The sequence below is a fragment of the Cryobacterium sp. TS_SC_7 genome, from assembly GCF_056156285.1.
This window is the reverse complement of record NZ_CM149589.1, coordinates 1,902,927-1,920,032: the sequence shown is the minus strand read 5'-3', so window position 1 is coordinate 1,920,032 and position 17,106 is coordinate 1,902,927. Positions and strand designations below refer to the sequence as shown.

11 protein-coding genes are annotated in these 17,106 nt (G+C 64.7%); 6 read left to right on the top strand and 5 right to left on the bottom strand.

What is annotated here, in order from left to right:
- The first annotated feature begins 124 nt into the window (after positions 1–124).
- The 3 genes from AC0J5J_RS08885 (at position 125) to AC0J5J_RS08875 (ending at position 5,595) form a co-directional block, all read left to right on the top strand.
- Complete coding sequence (locus AC0J5J_RS08885; protein ID WP_474897590.1) at positions 125–2,290, top strand: acyl-CoA dehydrogenase family protein; 2,166 nt, start codon at positions 125–127, stop codon at positions 2,288–2,290.
- A gap of 119 nt (positions 2,291–2,409) precedes the next feature.
- Entirely contained in the window at positions 2,410–3,366 is a 957-nt protein-coding gene (gene pip / locus AC0J5J_RS08880; protein WP_134423982.1) for a prolyl aminopeptidase, read from the top strand.
- 348 nt (positions 3,367–3,714) lie between these two features.
- Positions 3,715–5,595 carry a glycoside hydrolase family 71 protein gene (locus AC0J5J_RS08875; RefSeq protein WP_166785479.1) on the top strand — a complete coding sequence of 627 codons (1,881 nt, stop codon included), beginning with the start codon at positions 3,715–3,717 and terminating at the stop codon, positions 5,593–5,595.
- 6 nt (positions 5,596–5,601) lie between these two features.
- Here AC0J5J_RS08875 and AC0J5J_RS08870 read toward each other — a convergent pair whose 3' ends face one another.
- Positions 5,602–6,198, bottom strand: a complete 597-nt coding sequence (locus AC0J5J_RS08870; RefSeq protein WP_134423984.1) for an arsenate reductase/protein-tyrosine-phosphatase family protein — start codon at positions 6,196–6,198, stop codon at positions 5,602–5,604.
- An 86-nt stretch (positions 6,199–6,284) separates the two neighbouring features.
- Entirely contained in the window at positions 6,285–7,805 is a 1,521-nt protein-coding gene (locus tag AC0J5J_RS08865) for a tyrosine-protein kinase domain-containing protein (protein WP_166785480.1), read from the bottom strand.
- A 9-nt stretch (positions 7,806–7,814) separates the two neighbouring features.
- Here AC0J5J_RS08865 and AC0J5J_RS08860 point away from each other — a divergent pair, with 9 nt between their 5' ends.
- Together AC0J5J_RS08860 and AC0J5J_RS08855 are read left to right on the top strand one after the other, a co-directional pair.
- Entirely contained in the window at positions 7,815–8,543 is a 729-nt protein-coding gene (locus AC0J5J_RS08860; protein WP_134423986.1) for an SGNH/GDSL hydrolase family protein, read from the top strand.
- Positions 8,540–10,024 carry a hypothetical protein gene (locus AC0J5J_RS08855; RefSeq protein ID WP_134423987.1) on the top strand — a complete coding sequence of 495 codons (1,485 nt, stop codon included), beginning with the start codon at positions 8,540–8,542 and terminating at the stop codon, positions 10,022–10,024. The genes AC0J5J_RS08860 and AC0J5J_RS08855 overlap by 4 nt, the downstream gene beginning before the upstream one ends.
- A gap of 22 nt (positions 10,025–10,046) precedes the next feature.
- Here AC0J5J_RS08855 and AC0J5J_RS08850 read toward each other — a convergent pair whose 3' ends face one another.
- The 3 genes from AC0J5J_RS08850 to AC0J5J_RS08840 form a co-directional block, all read right to left on the bottom strand.
- Complete coding sequence (locus AC0J5J_RS08850; protein WP_277613087.1) at positions 10,047–11,126, bottom strand: glycosyltransferase; 1,080 nt, start codon at positions 11,124–11,126, stop codon at positions 10,047–10,049.
- Positions 11,127–11,158: 32 nt separating this feature from the next.
- Positions 11,159–11,761 carry an LbetaH domain-containing protein gene (locus tag AC0J5J_RS08845; protein ID WP_134424003.1) on the bottom strand — a complete coding sequence of 201 codons (603 nt, stop codon included), beginning with the start codon at positions 11,759–11,761 and terminating at the stop codon, positions 11,159–11,161.
- 123 nt (positions 11,762–11,884) lie between these two features.
- Complete coding sequence (locus AC0J5J_RS08840; protein ID WP_474897588.1) at positions 11,885–12,508, bottom strand: CDP-alcohol phosphatidyltransferase family protein; 624 nt, start codon at positions 12,506–12,508, stop codon at positions 11,885–11,887.
- 212 nt (positions 12,509–12,720) lie between these two features.
- Between AC0J5J_RS08840 and AC0J5J_RS08835 the strand changes: the two genes are divergently transcribed.
- Complete coding sequence (locus tag AC0J5J_RS08835) at positions 12,721–16,986, top strand: LamG-like jellyroll fold domain-containing protein (RefSeq protein WP_474897587.1); 4,266 nt, start codon at positions 12,721–12,723, stop codon at positions 16,984–16,986.
- Positions 16,987–17,106 lie beyond the last annotated feature (120 nt).

Sequence of the window (17,106 nt, the reverse complement as noted above, 5' to 3'; positions counted from 1 at the left end):
ACAAATCGAATGCCGGGCGACGCATGCTTCGTTGTAGGCCCGTCACGCACTATTTCCCTGCTTCGGGAGAGCCACCTAACGTGTAAGAAAATTTCGAGTTTCGCGCGAAGACGAAGGACCAATAATGGTTGACACTGCCCAGCGCTCCAACAGCAAGAAGCCCGCCCGCACTCCGGGCAGGACCTCTGCCAAAACGACGAAGACCCCGGCCCCGACCGCCGTCACGCCTCCCGTGGTTCCCGGCGTCGACACCGGCCCGGTCATGATCGCCGGTCAGTCCGGCGCCCCCACGGTCAACATCGAGTCGCTGCACCGCCAGCTGCTCGGTACCTGGGCCGACGTGCGCCTGCGTGCCCGTGAGCTCACGGCCCAGCCTGCGTTGCAGCGCATCGAGGGTCAGTCCATGGCCGAGCACCGTGAGCGCGTGCTCGGCCAGCTCCACATCCTGGCCGAAAACGGGCACGTGCACCGCGCGTTCCCCAAGGATCTCGGCGGCGAGGACGACCACGGCGGAAACATCGCCGGGTTCGAGGAACTCGTCACGGCCGACCCCAGCCTGCAGATCAAGGCGGGCGTGCAGTGGGGCCTGTTCGGTGCGGCGGTGCTGCACCTCGGCACGAAGAAGCACCACGACGCCTACCTGCCGGGCATCATGACCATGCAGGTCCCGGGTGTCTTCGCGATGACCGAGACCGGGCACGGCTCGGATGTCGCGGCCATCGGCACCACGGCGACCTACGACCCTGCCACGCAGGAATTCGTCATCGACACCCCGTTCCGCGCGGCGTGGAAGGACTACCTCGGCAACGCCGCGAAAGACGGCATCGCCGCCGTGCTCTTCGCCCAGCTGATCACCGCCGGCGTCAACCATGGCGTGCACGCCTTCTGGCTGCCGCTCCGCGACGAATCCGGGGCCTTCCTGCCCGGCATTGGCGGCGAGGACGACGGTCTCAAGGGTGGCCTCAACGGTATCGACAACGGCCGGCTCCACTTCGACGGGGTGCGCATCCCGCGCGAGAACCTGCTCAACCGGTACGGCGACGTCTCCGAGGACGGCACCTACTCCAGCCCGATCTCCAGCCCCGGCCGCCGCTTCTTCACCATGCTCGGCACCCTCGTGCAGGGCCGCGTGTCGCTCGACGGTGCCGCCACCCAGGCCTCTGCGATGGCCCTCACGATCGCCATCACCTACGGCAGCCAGCGCCGGCAGTTCAACGCGGGCAGCGACACCGACGAGGAGGTCATCCTCGACTACCAGCGCCATCAGCGACGCCTGCTGCCGCGCCTGGCCACGACCTATGCGCACACGTTCGCCCACGACGAGTTCCTGGTCAAGTTCGACCAGGTCTTCAGCGGCCAGGCCGACACGGATGCCGACCGGCAGGACCTCGAAACCCTCGCCGCCGCCCTCAAGCCGCTCTCGACCTGGCACGCTCTCGACACCCTGCAGGAGGCTCGCGAGGCCTGCGGCGGCGCCGGGTTCCTGGCCGAGAACCGGCTGGTCGGCCTCCGCGCCGACCTGGACGTCTTCGCCACCTTCGAGGGTGACAACAACGTGCTGCTCCAGCTCGTCGCCAAGCGTCTGCTCACCGACTACAGCCGCAAGTTCGCCTCGGCCGGCCCCGGCGTGCTCGCCCGCTACGTCGTGCAGCAGGCCGCCGGCCGCGCCTACCACGGCACCGGGCTCCGCACCCTCGGCCAGTCGGTCGCCGACTTCGGCTCCACCGCTCGCTCGGTGGGCCACCTCCGCGACACCGCGGTGCAGCGGGAACTGCTCACCGACCGGGTTGAGACGATGATCGCGGAGATCGCCGGCAAGCTCCGCTCGGCCGGCAAGCTGCCGGTGAAGGATGCCGCGGCCCTCTTCAACGCGAACCAGAACCAGCTGATCGAGGCTGCCCGTTCGCACGGGGAGCTTCTGCAGTGGGAGGCGTTCACCCGGGCGGTCGAGACCACCGAGGACGCCGGCACGAAGCAGGTCCTGACCTGGCTGCGCGATCTGTTCGGCCTCGGGCTGGTGGAGAAGCACCTGGCCTGGTACCTGGTCCACGGGCGCATGTCGGCGCAGCGGGCGCAGTCGGTCACGGCCTACATCGACCGCATCATCGCCCGGCTCCGTCCGCACGCCGTCGACCTGGTCGACGCGTTCGGCTACAGCCAGGACCACCTCCGGTCGGCAATCGCCAGCGGTGCCGAACAGGAGCGCCAGAACGAGGCCAGGGACTACTACGCCACCCAGCGCGCCAGCGGAACCGCCCCTCGCGCCGAGAAGGCCCCGGCCAGAAAATAGCCCCGTTCCGGTCGAGAGTGCCCGTTCCGCGGGTCACTCTCGACCGGAACGGGCACTCTCGCAGGGAACCCGGTTCCGGCCGATTCCGCGCCGGTGCACCCGGCGAATAGGCTCGGGGTATGCGCACCTTCTATCCCGAGATCGAACCGTACGAAACCGGACTGCTCGAGGTCGGTGACGGGCAGACCATCTATTGGGAGGCATCCGGCAATCCCGACGGCAAGCCGGCGGTTTATCTGCACGGAGGCCCGGGCGGCGGGTCGAGCCCCAAGCAGCGGCGCGTTTTCGACCCGGAGAAGTACCGCATCATCCTCTTCGACCAGCGTGGCTGCGGTCAGAGCACGCCGCACGCAAGCGCGGCGGATGCCGACCTCAGCACCAACACCACCTGGCACCTGGTCGCCGACCTGGAAAAACTGCGCGAGCACCTCGGCATCGACCGCTGGCTGGTCTGCGGCGGCTCGTGGGGCAGCACCCTCAGCCTCGCCTACGCCGAAAGACACCCCGACCGCGTCACCGAACTCGTGTTGCGCGGCATCTTCACGCTGCGGCCGATGGAGCTCGACTGGTTCTACGAGGGTGGCGCCGCGGCGATCTACCCGGATCTCTGGGAGAGCTTCATCGCGCCGGTTCCGGTGGCCGAGCGCGGTCATCTGATCAAGGCCTACGGGCGCCTGCTGCATGACCCCGACCAGTACGTGCGGGAGCGTGCCGGCGTGGCCTGGTCCACGTGGGAGTCGTCGACCATCACGCTCCTGCAGCAGCCCGACACCATCGCGCGCTTCACCGAGCCCGCGTTCGCGGTGGCCTTTGCGCGTATCGAGAACCACTACTTCACCAACCTGGGCTGGTTCGAGCCGAACCAGCTCATCCGCGACGCGGACCGCCTGAAGGACATCCCCGGCGTCATCGTGCAGGGCCGCTATGACATGTGCACCCCGGCATTCACCGCCTGGGACCTGCACCAGAACTGGCCGGAAGCGGATTTCAAGCTGATTCCGGATGCCGGTCACTCCTTCGACGAGCCCGGGAACCTGGATGCCATCATCGAGGCCACGGATCGCTTCGCCGGTTGAGCCCTGCTTGGACAGGCCCGACAGTGACACGGTCAACCGAGGGCCACGTTCAAAGCTGAGGATTACCCCCGAATAGGGGGCGCGAAATTGTGAATCGATATAAGCTCACCATTCTGGGTCGCTCGCCGGCGACGAGGAATGGAAAGAGATATTTTGAACTTCAAGAGTCACGGTCGACCGCCCAGAGGGCACGGAACAGCGACCAGGACCGGTGATCGTCCGGGGCTCCGGGTCGCTCTCGCGTCAATCGCCGGCCTGGCGATGGTTTTCGCACTCATCGTCCCCGGCGCAGCGACCGCCGCACCCGCACCTGCACCCGCGCAAGCGGCAGCAGACGCTGCGGTGGTCTTGAACCCGACCGAGGCCAGTTTCACGACCGTTCGTCAGCCGGGCACTGCACACGCCCAGTATCCCTACTTGAGCGCAACGAACACGGCGGACCGGACGTACCTGAAGTTCAAAACCGACGCTCTCGGCCCCGACAAGAAGATCGTTTCCGCAACGCTGGAATTCACGGTCGCCAGTACCGGTGCGACCCGGCCCGGCGTTCAGGTCTACCCGACGTCCTCGGCGTGGACGTCCAATCGGCTCACCCGCAACAATCAGCCGGCCCTTCAGAATGCCCCGCTCAGTGACGGGTCGATCCGGGCGGTAGCCGGAAAAACCATCCGCGTTCCGCTCGGCAATCTGGCCACGATCAGTACAACCGGACCCACCTCATTCGCGGTCGGATACACGCAGGTGGGGGTCGGCACCACATTCAAAAAGGGTGCCTCCGGCCCCCGGCTTCATCTCGTGGTGAAGGATGTCAGGGAGGCTTCCCCGGTCACTTCCCCTACGCCCCCTCCGGTCGCTGCCCCTACCGCTCCCGTCAATTCTGGCGCGCTCCCGATAGCGGTCGCACCCATCGGAACGACGGCTAAGAAAGTCTTCGCGCATTACTTTCCGCCGTACCCGGTGTCGTTCGACAACAAGCCGCCGGCGTCTGACTACTACGCCGTCAACTACCTTCAGCCGGGCGGGGAGAGTGGCAAACACGCTTCCTATGGGGGGCTGCTCCGTGACCGACCCGAAAAGCGCGATCCGCTGACGGGGGACTGGCAGGCGAGGGATTTCCTGGATGAGGTGAACGATGCGGCTGATGCGGGCATCGACGGCTTCACCGTGGATATCATGAGCTTGTCGGGTCAGAATTGGACCCGTACCGTCGGAGTCATGCAGGCGGCGGCGGCGGCCAACCGCAATTTCGTTGTCGTGCCGAACATCGATGCCAGCGCAAGCGTCGCCACAGCCACACCCACCGACGTGGCGATGAAGCTGTCCCAGCTGTTCGCGTCGCCGGCCGCGTACCGACTGAGCACCGGTGAATACGTGCTGTCCTCGTTCAAGGCCGAGGCGCAGTCGCCCCAGTGGTGGTCAGACATCGCGACCGTGCTCAAGACGAAGTATGGAATCAAGGTGGCCTTCATCGCCGTCTTCAACAACGCGAGTGACGCAAACATGAAAAGCTTCGCTCCGATCAGCTATGCCCTGGGGAACTGGGGCTCACGGACACCGGTGACGGTCGCCTCGGGCGCGAACAACGCAGCCAAGGCCCGGGCACTCGGCGTGAAATGGATGTCCCCTGTCGCCGTACAGGATGTTCGGCCCAACGGTGGCAAGTACGCGGAGGCCGGGAACACGGAGACCCTGCGCGCGAGTTGGAACCGCGCGATCACCGACGGCGCCGACTTCGTGCAGATGGTGACGTGGAATGACTACAGCGAATCGACATCCTTCGCGCCGTCGGAAGCGCACGGTGAGGCTTTCCTGGATATCAGCGCCTATTTCGTGCGCCAGTTCAAGATGGGGTCTCCGCCCGCCGTCACCGGTGACGCGTTGTATGTGACGCACCGCATTCAGCCGTTCGCCGCACAACCATCGACTCCGAGCCGGCTGATGGTGCCGACTCTGGATGGGACCGCCATGGCACCTCGTGACACCGTCGAAGTTCTCACTCTGCTCCGCGCGCCGGCCAGCGTCACAGTCAACATCGGTGGCACCAAGCGCACCTTTGATGCTCCCGCCGGCTTGTCTGCCGTGACCTTTCCGCTGCTGCTGGGATCGGTCTCGGCCACCGCGAGCCGAAGCGGCACACCGATTGCGACCGTGAATTCCCCCTTCCGGGTCGTCAGCACTCCCAATGTGCAGGACCTCCAGTACTACGCGGTCAGCAGTTTAGGTCGGTAATGGCGGTCACGGCCGACTGGTCAGATCGGCCAGGGACGCAACGATGGTCCGCACCGGATCGTGCATACCGTCCAGGGCGCGCCGATAGACAGCTCGCGATCCGTTCCAGGGATCTTCCACATCGTCGGTCGCACCTCCGGCTGGCTGAGTGGTGCCGCGCAGCCCTGCGACGTGTTGGACCAAATCCCGGAGGGGTCGTCCGTCCGGCATCTCCGGGGGGGCGATCGCAGTGAGCCGGGCGAATTGGCGCAGGGTGAAGACCCTCCGGAGAGCGGGCGGGAAAAGTCGGGCGACCTCGGACCTGTGCGACGCCTCCGCTGTCAGGATGACGTCAGCGTGTTCGACGAGTGCACGCGTGAGGATCTGAGCGCGAAACCGGCTCCCGTCGATGCCGTCCTCTGCCAGTGCCTCCAGAATCGGATCGGCCATGGGATGCCCGATCAGGGCTTGGGTCCCGGCGGACACCACCTCTACATGGGAGATCCCCTGTGCGGCCAGCCCATGCCGGATGGCGTATTCCATGTACGGTGATCGGCACACGTTTCCCGTGCAGACGACGAGAATCGTTTCTCGGTTGCCCCGATAAGCTGCTTGATCGACCATGGCTCCTGCCCGCAACGCGTTGGATTGATGCAGTGGTGATGTGGTTGTCCCCCCTGCGCAGCCGTGTGGCGACGCGTGCCCGTGTCTCAGCCGGGCAGGCTCGGCACGACTTCCCGGTCCTTCGTCCGATGTTCCGGTTTTCTGGTCCGGCGCTCAGATTGAGCGTGCCCGGAAGTCTGCCCGTATGTCTGGTATCGGCCTCGAGTGCCGGCCGGGACGAAGTTGGCGATCACGCCGAGAATCGGTGCGCCACTCGTGGTCAACGCGTCCATCGCCATTTTGAGCTCTCGCGTCTCGACGCGGTCCACCCCGACGACGAGGATCGCTCCTCCGAACGCCCGGGCGACCACGGCCGCATCGGTCACCGGCATGAGCGGAGGGCAATCAATGATGACGACGTCGAAACGAGCCTTGAGGGTTCTCAGGAGGTTCTGGGCCTGGTTGGACTCAAGCAACTCGCTGGGGTTGGGAGGCACCTGTCCCGAGAGCAACACCTGGAGCTGGTGCGGGCCCCAGGACTGAAGGGCTTCGTCGAGAGTCGCGTCACCAGCGAGAATCGTGGTCAGGCCGACACCCCCTTCAAGGTCAAGGTAGTCACCCAGGGCCGGCTTCCTGAGGTCGGCCTCAACGAGACAGGTTGCGATTCCTGACGCGGCCAAGGTGACAGCGAGGTTGGCCGAGGTCGTACTCTTGCCCTCTCCGGGAATGGACGACGTGACGACGAAAACCTTATGGCTCTCATCCGGATGCAGAAAATGGACGTTCGTCCTGATCTGACGGTATTCCTCCGACCGGAGCGATTGGCTGTTCGACTGAGAGAAGAGTGGACTCGTCACGGCGGCCTTGTCGTCCGAGACCGTGCCGAGGATCGTCAGGTTCGTGATCTCTTTCAGGTGATCGACTGACCGGACCTTGGCACTGATCAGCTCCGCGATCGCCGTGAAGCCGAGGCCGGCCAACAGGCCCAGGATCCCGGCGAATGCCAGCACGACGCGAGGGTTGGGCGCCGACGGCGACGTGGGCACCCGAGCGGGCTGCACGACCTGCAGATTAACCGGCGAAGACCCGTCACTGCGCTTGGGTACGAGCCGGATCACCGTATTGGCCAGACTGGTGCCGACGGCGTCTGCTGTGGCTGCGGCGCGGGCGGGAGACGAGTCGGTCACGGAGATGGAGATCATCGACGAGTTAAGAGGAACAGAGGCTGAAATCCGGTCACTCAGTTCGTCCGGTGTCGTTTTGAGTCCGAGGGCTGTGATCACGGGGACGAGCACAATGTCCCGCTGGGCGACGATGCTGTAGTTGCGAGCCTGTTGCTGCGCAAAATTACTGCCCTGAGCGAGGTCGGCGGTGTTGTCCCCGCTCACGGTGGATACGAAAAGCTCAGTTTTCGCGGTGTATTCGGGGGGCGTCACGACCACGTACGCAGAGCCGATGACGACACCGAGCAGGGACAACGCAGCGATCACGAACCATCGTTTGCGCACCAAAATCCAGAATCCACTGTGAGTCACCCGGCCGCCTCCGTTTCGATGCCCGTCAGATTTGCTGCGGCATTCAAGTGCAGGATACCCACATGGGTGCCCGAAAACGTCACGACGTGTCATTATGAGCGAATGGCAGTGCGTGGGCGCGGTTTGCATTCGTCTCGGTGGAAGCTTTTCTTCCTCGGTCTCTTTGCTGTGGGTGCGATCACGATGGCCACACTTGCTCTGCAGGGGCAGACGCCGGAAGCCGCAGAGGGTTCCGCGCAGTCCTGGCCGGTCTTGACACTGGATGAGGATCGTCCAGTCGCCGTCTTCCTCGGGGGGTCTTCCGCTGCCGGTGGTGGATCGAGTGACGAGGTCAACCGGTGGTCGTCGATTCTCTCCGAGGCTCGCGGCTGGGAGGAGGCCAACCTCGCCCGGAACGGCACGGGCTACCTCATCGGCGCCCAGCCGGACGAGTGCGGACAGCCGACCTGCCCGAACATTCGGGACGCTCTGGCCGAAGCCGTGGAAGCTGGCCCGGGCATTGTGGTCATCTCGGGTGGCGAGTTCGATCAAGCGGAAGACTTCGAGACTGTCAATGATGCTGTCAGGACGACGTACCAGGGACTTCGGGTCGGATTGCCGAACGCGAGCATCATTGCCGTCGGCCCAGTATCGACGGTGTCAGAGCCGACGGCGCCGATTGTCGCCATCGATGCGGCCGTGCAGCGGGAGGCAGCTGCGATCGGGGCCACCTACGTCAGCCTTCTGGCGCCCAATGTGCTGAGCCGGGCCATGCTGTCCGCGGACGGCGCCGTCATCAATGATGCAGGCCATGCTGCCATCGCCGCACGCATCGCAGCGGCACTTAATTGACACCCACCGGTATCCGATACGGGAGCGCTTTCGGCTATCTCGTCATCGGCGCTGTGCTTGCCGGCGGCATTCCCCTGCTGCTTATCACGGAGATCGCCGATGTCGGCCGCAGCGACGGTTGGCCGCTGACGCTGGCCCTTGTCGTGTGGGCCGGCGTGCGATTGACCGCCGTGATCGCAGCGGGGCAGCCCACCCTCTTCAACTTCTTCTTCTGGCTGTTCGTTTACATTTTCATGGGTATCGCCCCCACGGTGCAGATGCGCAGCGGCCTCCTCTCGCCGACCACCGCAGGTGTTGATCAGGGCTTCGACGTGCCAACGGCCCTGCTGGTCTGGCTGGGGGTGTTGTGTTACGAGGCCGGGCGCTATGCGGCTTGGCTGAAAGCTCGATCCACGCGCAGGCGCACGGGTGCGTCAGCGGTCGCGATTCCCGGTCCGGAATCTGTACGCGGTGTCAACTCGTCGGCGACGTTCCTCCTGGTCGGCGCGGGTGCACTCGCCAGCGCCTGGTTCATCTACAAGGTTGGTATCGGCTCGCTCTTCGGCAGTCGGGACCAGGGATTCGCGGCTCGCAACGCTGCGTGGCCGGATCCCGCGATTCGGTCCATCATGTACGCTCTGGCGATCTACCCGCTGCTGGTGGGTATCGGTGCTCTGGCCCAGCTTCGACGGCGGTCCGAACGGACCGCTGCACGGCGCTACACCGCCCTGATCATCGCCGCAGCAGCCGTGCTTCTGGTCGTTGTCAATCCGGTCAGCAGCGCCCGCTACAGCCTGGGTACCGTTCTCTTCGCGCTCGCGGCATTCGCGGGAGCCCTCGCCACGCCGAGGCGCCTTCGGACCTCGCTGCTCGGGGCGCTCTTCGGGCTCATGTTCTTGTTCCCGATCGCCGACGCATTTCGACGGCCGGACCCGAATTTCGTCCGGAACGGTTTCTTCGGTGAGTATCGCGGAAATTCTGACTACGACGCATTCTGGCAAATCGCCAACGCCTATTCCTACGTCGTCGACGGCCTCGTTGAACCTGGACGGCAGGCGCTCGGGGTGATCTTCTCCTGGGTGCCCCGCGCCCTCTGGTCCGATAAGCCGGTTGACACGGGCATCCTCCTGGCCAATTACCGCGGATACAACTTCGACAACCTGTCTTCCCCCTTGTGGGCCGAGTTCTTGGTGAACGGAGGGATACCTGCTTTGATCGCGGGTTTTATTTTCGTCGGTTACGCCGTCAAACGGCTGGATATCAAGCTGGCGCCGGCCTTCGCCGCCGGCGGGGCGTGGGCGATCGTCGGTTCGATTTTCCCGGTGTACATGACCATCCTGCTTCGCGGTTCGCTGCTGCAGGCTGCCGGCGTGGTGTGGGTCGCACTGCTGTGCCTGCTGGTCGTGACGGCACGAACTCCCTCTGGGCAGGCATCGACGGAATCGGGACTGAGACCGCCGAAACCCCTGAGCGCGGAGGGTCTACCGCGAAAGATCGGCTAGCGTCCTCTTTCCCGGCGGGCGCTCACGCCAGGTACGCGGCCTCCAGAGCCTCAGCGATCATGGGCATTCCAAAGTGCTCCCTGGCCGCGTGAGCCCCCGCTCGTCCCATGGATCGAGCCAGGGCGGAGTCGCCCAGCAGCAGACGCACTGCTGCGGTGAGTGAATCCAGTGAATTGTCGACGACGATTCCGCAACCGGTTGAGCGAACGATGGGAGCCAGGCCGCAGGAGTCGGTGATGACGACCGGAAGACCGAGCGCCATCGCTTCCAGTACGGACATCGGGTACGGCTCGTCAACCGACGGCAAGACGAAAATTCCTGCGCGCTCCATGCGCGCCGCTGTCAGCCCCGGTTCCAGAGGCCCCTCCCACGCGATGTCGACGGTTCCAGTCGATGCGGAGATCCGCCGGGTGATGGCATCCCCTTCTCCCTCATCGGGCCCGACGAGCCGGAATGATGCCTGAGGGAACGCGCGTGCGAGCCGTTCGGCCATCTCCACGAACATCATGGGTCGCTTGCGAGCGGCGAGGCGTGCCAGATACAACACCTCGGCACCGGTCCGTTCGGACGTTCTGGCCAGTTGGGGCACACCGTTTGGCAGCTCGCGCAGCCGGAGCCCTGATCCGCCCACTGCGATCAAATCGCTTCGTTCGCGCGGAGTCAGATAGAAGACGTGCCGGGCCGCGCGTAACACGGGGCGGGTCATCACGGCATCCAGCGGCACAGCCAACACGTTGCGGCTCGCGTCGATCATGCCGTGAGTCTGCAGCACGTACGGCACGTTGTGGCGCCGGAGCCAATCTGCGGCACGGAGACTCACAAGATCTCGGGCTGCGTGCACATGCACAATATCCACGCCTGCCACGGCGGATGAGAGCCAGCGGTGCAAGGCCGGGGACGCGAGTCCTGCGAACCCGGTGCCCGCCAGGGCCGTTCGCACAGGAAAGAGCGCCATCGGCACCGTGTCCATGACCGTGGGCACATGCGCGCCATAGCCCCGTTGGCCCCCCGCGAGAGTGACCTCATGTCCCCGGGCGTTCAGGGCTTTGGCCTGGTTCAGGGCCACCCGTAGCGGACCGCCGTAGGCGCCGTCGGGGCTCACGAGGGTCACGAGAGAAAGGACCCGCACGACGTCTAACCCTTTTCCGTGGCTAGAGGACCCGCGACGAGAGAACCGGGAGCGACGTTCCCGGCGACGAGCGCTGTCGCACCGACCACGCTGTTCCGCCCGATCCGGCTGCCACGAAGCACCGTGGCGCGCGCGGCTACCCACGCCCCGTCCTCCACGACGATCGGAGCGTTGTCGAACTCGAAAGTGGGCGATTCGCGGTCATGGCTTCCAGTGCAGAGGAAGACACCTTGAGAGATGCAGACGTCCTGGCCGATAGTGACCTGTTCGAGGTTCAGAATCCAGGCGTCCTCACCGATCCAGGAGTTGTCGCCCACCGTCAGCTTCCAGGGCCAATGAATTCGAACTCGATGGCGAATGAGAACGTCCTGCCCGATTCGGGCTCCGAAAGCACGCAGGATAATCACTCGGAGGGTCGGCGGGCACCACCAGCGCACCACGATGAGGCCAGAAATGAAGAACCAGGCGGCCTGCCACAGCCGGCCGCGCCCTTTGTCATAGCCGCGTCCCGTGAACCCGGACAAGCTGCGATGTGCCGGCAGGGCGCCGTCCGGCCTCGCCGTGGGGACGTCCGGCACTTCGCCCGTGGGAACACCATTCTCCGACATAGGCATGAGTGTACGCACAAACTGAATGTGCACGACTGTCTGCTCGACGCTTCCTCCTTGCCGCGGAATTCGGGGTGACGGGCGCATTCGTTGCGATCCTGGCTGGTGTCATCCTCCAAATTGTCACGCTGATGGTGTCCGTGGAACTTCGGCTTCGGGTGTGGGAGGGCAGTGCGAGACCTCACGCAGCGCGCGGAACCACCTGTTGAGCAGGAGCACCATGATCACCAGATTCGCGGCAAAGAGGAGGCCGTACCCGGTCAGGAAAAGGGTTGGCCATCCCCAGAGAACGAAGCTCGCGGCGAGTATCCCGTAGTCCGCCGGCAAGAGGCCAACGGCGCGCAGCGTCGACGGTGAACGCTCCTGATCCACGGCGGCTGGGCTACGCCTCAGCAGCTCGACGAGCAGCCCTCCGACAAAGGTGACAATGCCTACCACCTGGAAAGCCAGCGGAACCAGATACCAGCCGTCTGCGGCATCAGTGGAGCGGAAGACTGCAATGAGCACAGCGCTGTGCACAGCGACGATCTTCCCGGCGTCGACGACGTGGTCGAGCCACTCCCCGGCCGGCGACCGCAGGCCGGTCAGGCGTGCGAGTTGGCCGTCGGCGGAGTCAAGGGCGAACCCGAGCATGAGGAGGAGGGCCACACCCAACCCGCTGGCCGGAGTCGGCGTGGCTGTGACCAGGAGCGTCAAACCCAGCACGGTTGCGACGGCCGAACCGAGGGTCACCTGGTTGGGGGTCATTCTCAACACGAAACACGCGGCGGCTAGCAATCGCCCGATCGGACGATTGACGAATCTGCTGTAGATCGATACTCCGCGCTTACTTTTCTGTGCTGTTGACAACCTGTCGAGGGCTTGCCCGAACGAGCTCATGGTGCTGCCTTCCGCTTGGAGGTGGCCGGGAGAACCCGTACGGGATCGTGCCGAGCGTATCCCTGACCGGGAATCTTGGCATGCCTCCCGTGGAGGGGGTGAATTACCGGTTCTTGGCATTGTGGTTACCGAACAGGGCGGAGTACGGTGCGGGCAGATTCTTTTCTTGTGCACGTCTGAAAATCAGTTTTTCGATCCGCAGGCAGCCCCGTCCGATATTTAACCCGCAGCATTCGCGAACCCTAGCGCGGAGCGCTGATTACCCGAGGGATAAATTGGCTATGCGTAAACTTGTCAGTGTTTTGGCGACCGTTGGTGTCGTATCCGGGATGCTCCTGGCGACACCCATCGTCACCGCATCTGCGATTTCCAGTGGAGTCCAGTTCAGCGCAGATAATCTCCCCGCCTGGCAGACGAACGGTTTGGTTTACGCCGTCGGTCAGGCCAATGGGCGGGTGGTCGCCGGTGGTGAATTCTCGCAGCTCCGGCCACCGAACGGCGGAACCGGCACGGTGAGGAACGTCAGGTCCCTTGCGATCTTTGATGCGGAGACAGGGGCACCTGACAGCTGTCAGCTGCAGGCCCTCCTTGCGGGAGGTACGCCGAGCGTAAGGGCCATCACGACGTCACCAGATGGAAACACGGTGTACGTCGGCGGCAGCTTCAGCAGCATCGGCGGTGTCAGCGTCAATCGGATCGCAGCGATCGACCCGGTTGCCTGCACGGTCAAGCCCTTCCGGGTCGCTGCCGTGTCCGGCCCCGTTTACGCCATTGCCGTGACGGAGAACACCGTGTATTTCGGAGGCCAGTTCACGACGGTCGCCTCCCAGCCGCGGCAGCGTTTTGCGGCGGTCAATTCCACCACAGGCGCTCTGCTGCCCTGGGTGGCAGACGTCGAACTGCCCGGACGTGCCGTCACGGTGTCCCCGGACCGCACCAAGGTTGCCATCGGAGGCGACTTCTTCACCGTCAACGGGCAGGCCTCACACTCCATCGGTGTCGTTGACGCTGTCACCGGCACGAACGTCAGGAACTACCCGGTCGGATTCATCCACCGGAACTCAGTGACAAAATCGCTCAGCAGCGACGCAACGAGCTTCTACGGAGGCAACGAAGGCACAGGCGGCGGTGTCTTCGACGGCACGTTCTCCATCGACTGGAACACGCTCAACGAGCGCTGGCGCAACACCTGCCTCGGCGCAACGCAGGCGGTCCTCCCGTATGAGGGGACTCTGTATTCGGCAAATCACCATCACGACTGCGCGAGCAACAACAATGCGTTCGCTGACGGGAAGCGGATTTACTTCACCGCCAACAAGACCGACAATCCCACTCTCCTCGGCTGGTTCCCCGCCGCCAACGACGGAACCGGCGAGGGAATCGGACCGCGCGCGTTGGTCGTCGCCACCGGAAAGACCACCGGCAAGAAGTACCTCTGGGCCGGCGGCGAGTTCACGGTTATCAACGGAGCAGCGCAACAGGGCCTGACTCGGTTCAGCACGACCGACACGGGTGCTCCTCCCGTACCGGAAGTTGCCGCGGAGGCGTTGACTTCCGGCGCCGTTCAGGTGAGGTTCCGCACGGTCGTCGATCCCGATGACAGTCTTCTCACCTATAACGTCTACCGAAACGGTGCGGCTACTCCGATCTGGACCGGTACGGCTTCTTCGATGTGGTGGGTGCGGCCGCAGGTGACATTCATCGACACCACGGCGGTGCCCGGAACCAACTATACGTACCGGGTAAGCGCTAGCGACGGAATCAACGTGAGTGGGCTTTCGGGCACAGCGTCGGCGCGAGCCGTGACGAAGACGATCGACTACGCAGGTCAGGTTGTAGCCGATGGCCCTTCGCTCTATTGGCGGTACGACGAGCAAACCGGTGTCTGGGCTCAGGATAAGTCCGGGCCGACCACGACCGGACTCAACGGGCTCTACCAGAACGGCATGCTGCGCAATGCCGCCGGTGCTGTTCCCGGTGCGAGTACCGCAGCCCAGCTGGACGGAGTGAATGACTACGCGTTGAGCGACCAGATGCGACCAGGCCCGACCAGCTACACGATTGAGACGTGGTTCAACACGAACACAACGAGAGGCGGCAAGATCATCGGCTACGGCAACGGCCGCCCGAAGACGCATACAGGCGCCTATGTTGCGAGTTCCAGCTATGACCGCCACGTCTATATGGAGGACAGCGGGCGCATCAACTTCGGCGTGTACGTCGGCAATGCTCAGACCATCCGCACCCCCTTGGCGTACAACGACAGCAAGTGGCACCACCTTGTCGCCACGCAGGGCCCGGCCGGTCTCGCGCTGTACATTGACGGGGTTCAGGTCGGAACCAACTCGACAACAACAGCCCAGCCCTACCAGGGAACCTGGCGGGTCGGCGGTGACAATCTCAATGGCTGGCCCAACCGGCCGAGCAGTTCCTTCTTCGCCGGCGCGATCGATGAGACGGCCGTTTACGATCGCGCTCTGACACTCAACCAGGTTGCCAGGCACTATCAGCTCGGTGGCGGCACGGTCGTGACACAGGAGCCGCCAGCGGATGCCTACGGTGCTGCGGTGTTCAACTCCAACCCTGACCTGTACTGGCGCCTCGACGAGGCATCGGGAGCAGTCGCAGCGGATTCCTCGTTCCTGGGGCAGCGCAAGGGCAGCATCGGCAGTCAGGTTCAGCTACAACAGCCGGCCGTCGTGAACGGGGGATTCGCGGTGCGGACCACCGGGTCCGCGGACAGTGTCGTCGCCTCGCCGGAGGGCGGTTCGACCGCAGCGTTCTCGACTGAGGCGTGGTTCAAGACCGACACCACCGCAGGCGGAAAACTCACGGGTTATGAGAACGCAGCCACCGGATCGGGAAGCAATTACGACAAGCAGGTGTACATGACCAATGCTGGCAACCTGATCTTCGGCGTCTATGCCGGCGGCTTCCAAACGGTGACTACGCCGGGCACGTACAACGACAATGTCTGGCACCACGTGGTCGCTGTGCAGGATTCCAGTGGCATGAAACTCTATGTCGATGCTGTGCTCACCGGCACGAACGCCACCGCAGTGAATCAGGCCTTCACCGGTTACTGGAGGGCGGGCGGGGGAAACCTGAACTCGTGGCCCCAGCAACCGTCAAACGGTTACTTCACCGGCGACCTGGACGAGGTGGCAATCTACCCCAACGGGTTGTCCGCCGGTGAGGTGTCCAGCCACTACTCACTTGGCATCAACGACACCACCCCGCCGACGGTTCCGCAGGAAGTCCAGGCGACGCTGGTCGCCGGGGACGCCCAAGTGAACTGGGCCGCGTCCACGGACAACAACGCGGTGGCCGGCTATCAGGTGCATCGGGGTGCGGCCGAGTCCTTCCCGGTCAGCGCGGCAACCAAGGTCGCCGACGTGACCGCTACCACCTGGACCGATCCGGCGGTTCCCGCGGGCACCTGGTACTACAAGCTCGTCGCTGTGGACACGGCGGGTAACGCCAGTGCTGCTTCCGCGGCAGCCTCGGTGACGGTGGCGGCGCCCCCGGATGCCGAGGCACCGAGTGTGCCGGCAGGTCTCACCGCGTCGGCGTCCGGAACGTCTGTGGCGCTGACCTGGTCGGCGGCGACCGACAATGTGGCGGTCACTGGCTATCAGGTCTATCGAGGCTCGTCGGCTGGGTTCGTGGCCGAGCCGTCGTCGAAGATCGCCGATGCGACCGGCACGAACTACTCAGATTCCGGTTTGGCCCCCGGTACCTGGTATTACCGAGTAGCATCCCGCGACGCGGCGGGGAACGTGAGTGGTGCATCGGAGTCCGTCGAAGCCACGGTCTCGCCAACCCCAGTGGAGCCGGTGGTGCTGACGGCCTATCCAACCGGTGATGCGATGGTGTATCGGACATCACCGACGACCAACTACGGCTCAGACAGTCAACTTTCCTCGCGTGGCGCCGGCGGGAATTCTCCAATCGAGTCCTATCTGGCGTTCAACCTTCCGGCCGCTCCGGCGGGCATGGTGCTGTCCGGAGCGACGATCCGGCTGCGGACTTCGGGAGATCCGTCGGCAGGGTCGGTCGACTCGCACACCCTCAGGCTTGTCGCGGGTGCGTGGACCGAGAGCACAGTGAACTGGAACAACCGGCCGACCGGTGACGGGGCGGCGCTGGGCACCGTGACCGGGGCGACGGCGACGCACACGTCGTACACAATCACCCTGAACGCTGCGGAGCTCAGCGGGTTGGCGGGCTCCACGCAGTCCATTGCACTGTTCTCCAGTGGTTTGGACAACTTGCGCCTGTGGTCGAACAACGCTCCGAGCGCGACGTACCGACCGTTGCTGACGCTCACCTACACCGCTCCATGACGAGGGCTGGCAGGGCGGGGGTCCCGTTCAACCGACGGACTTTGTTCGTCATGGGCGGCTCCGCCCTCCTGCTCAGCGCTTGTCAGGCAGATCCGCGGCGGGCCACCCCTGTCCCCGGCC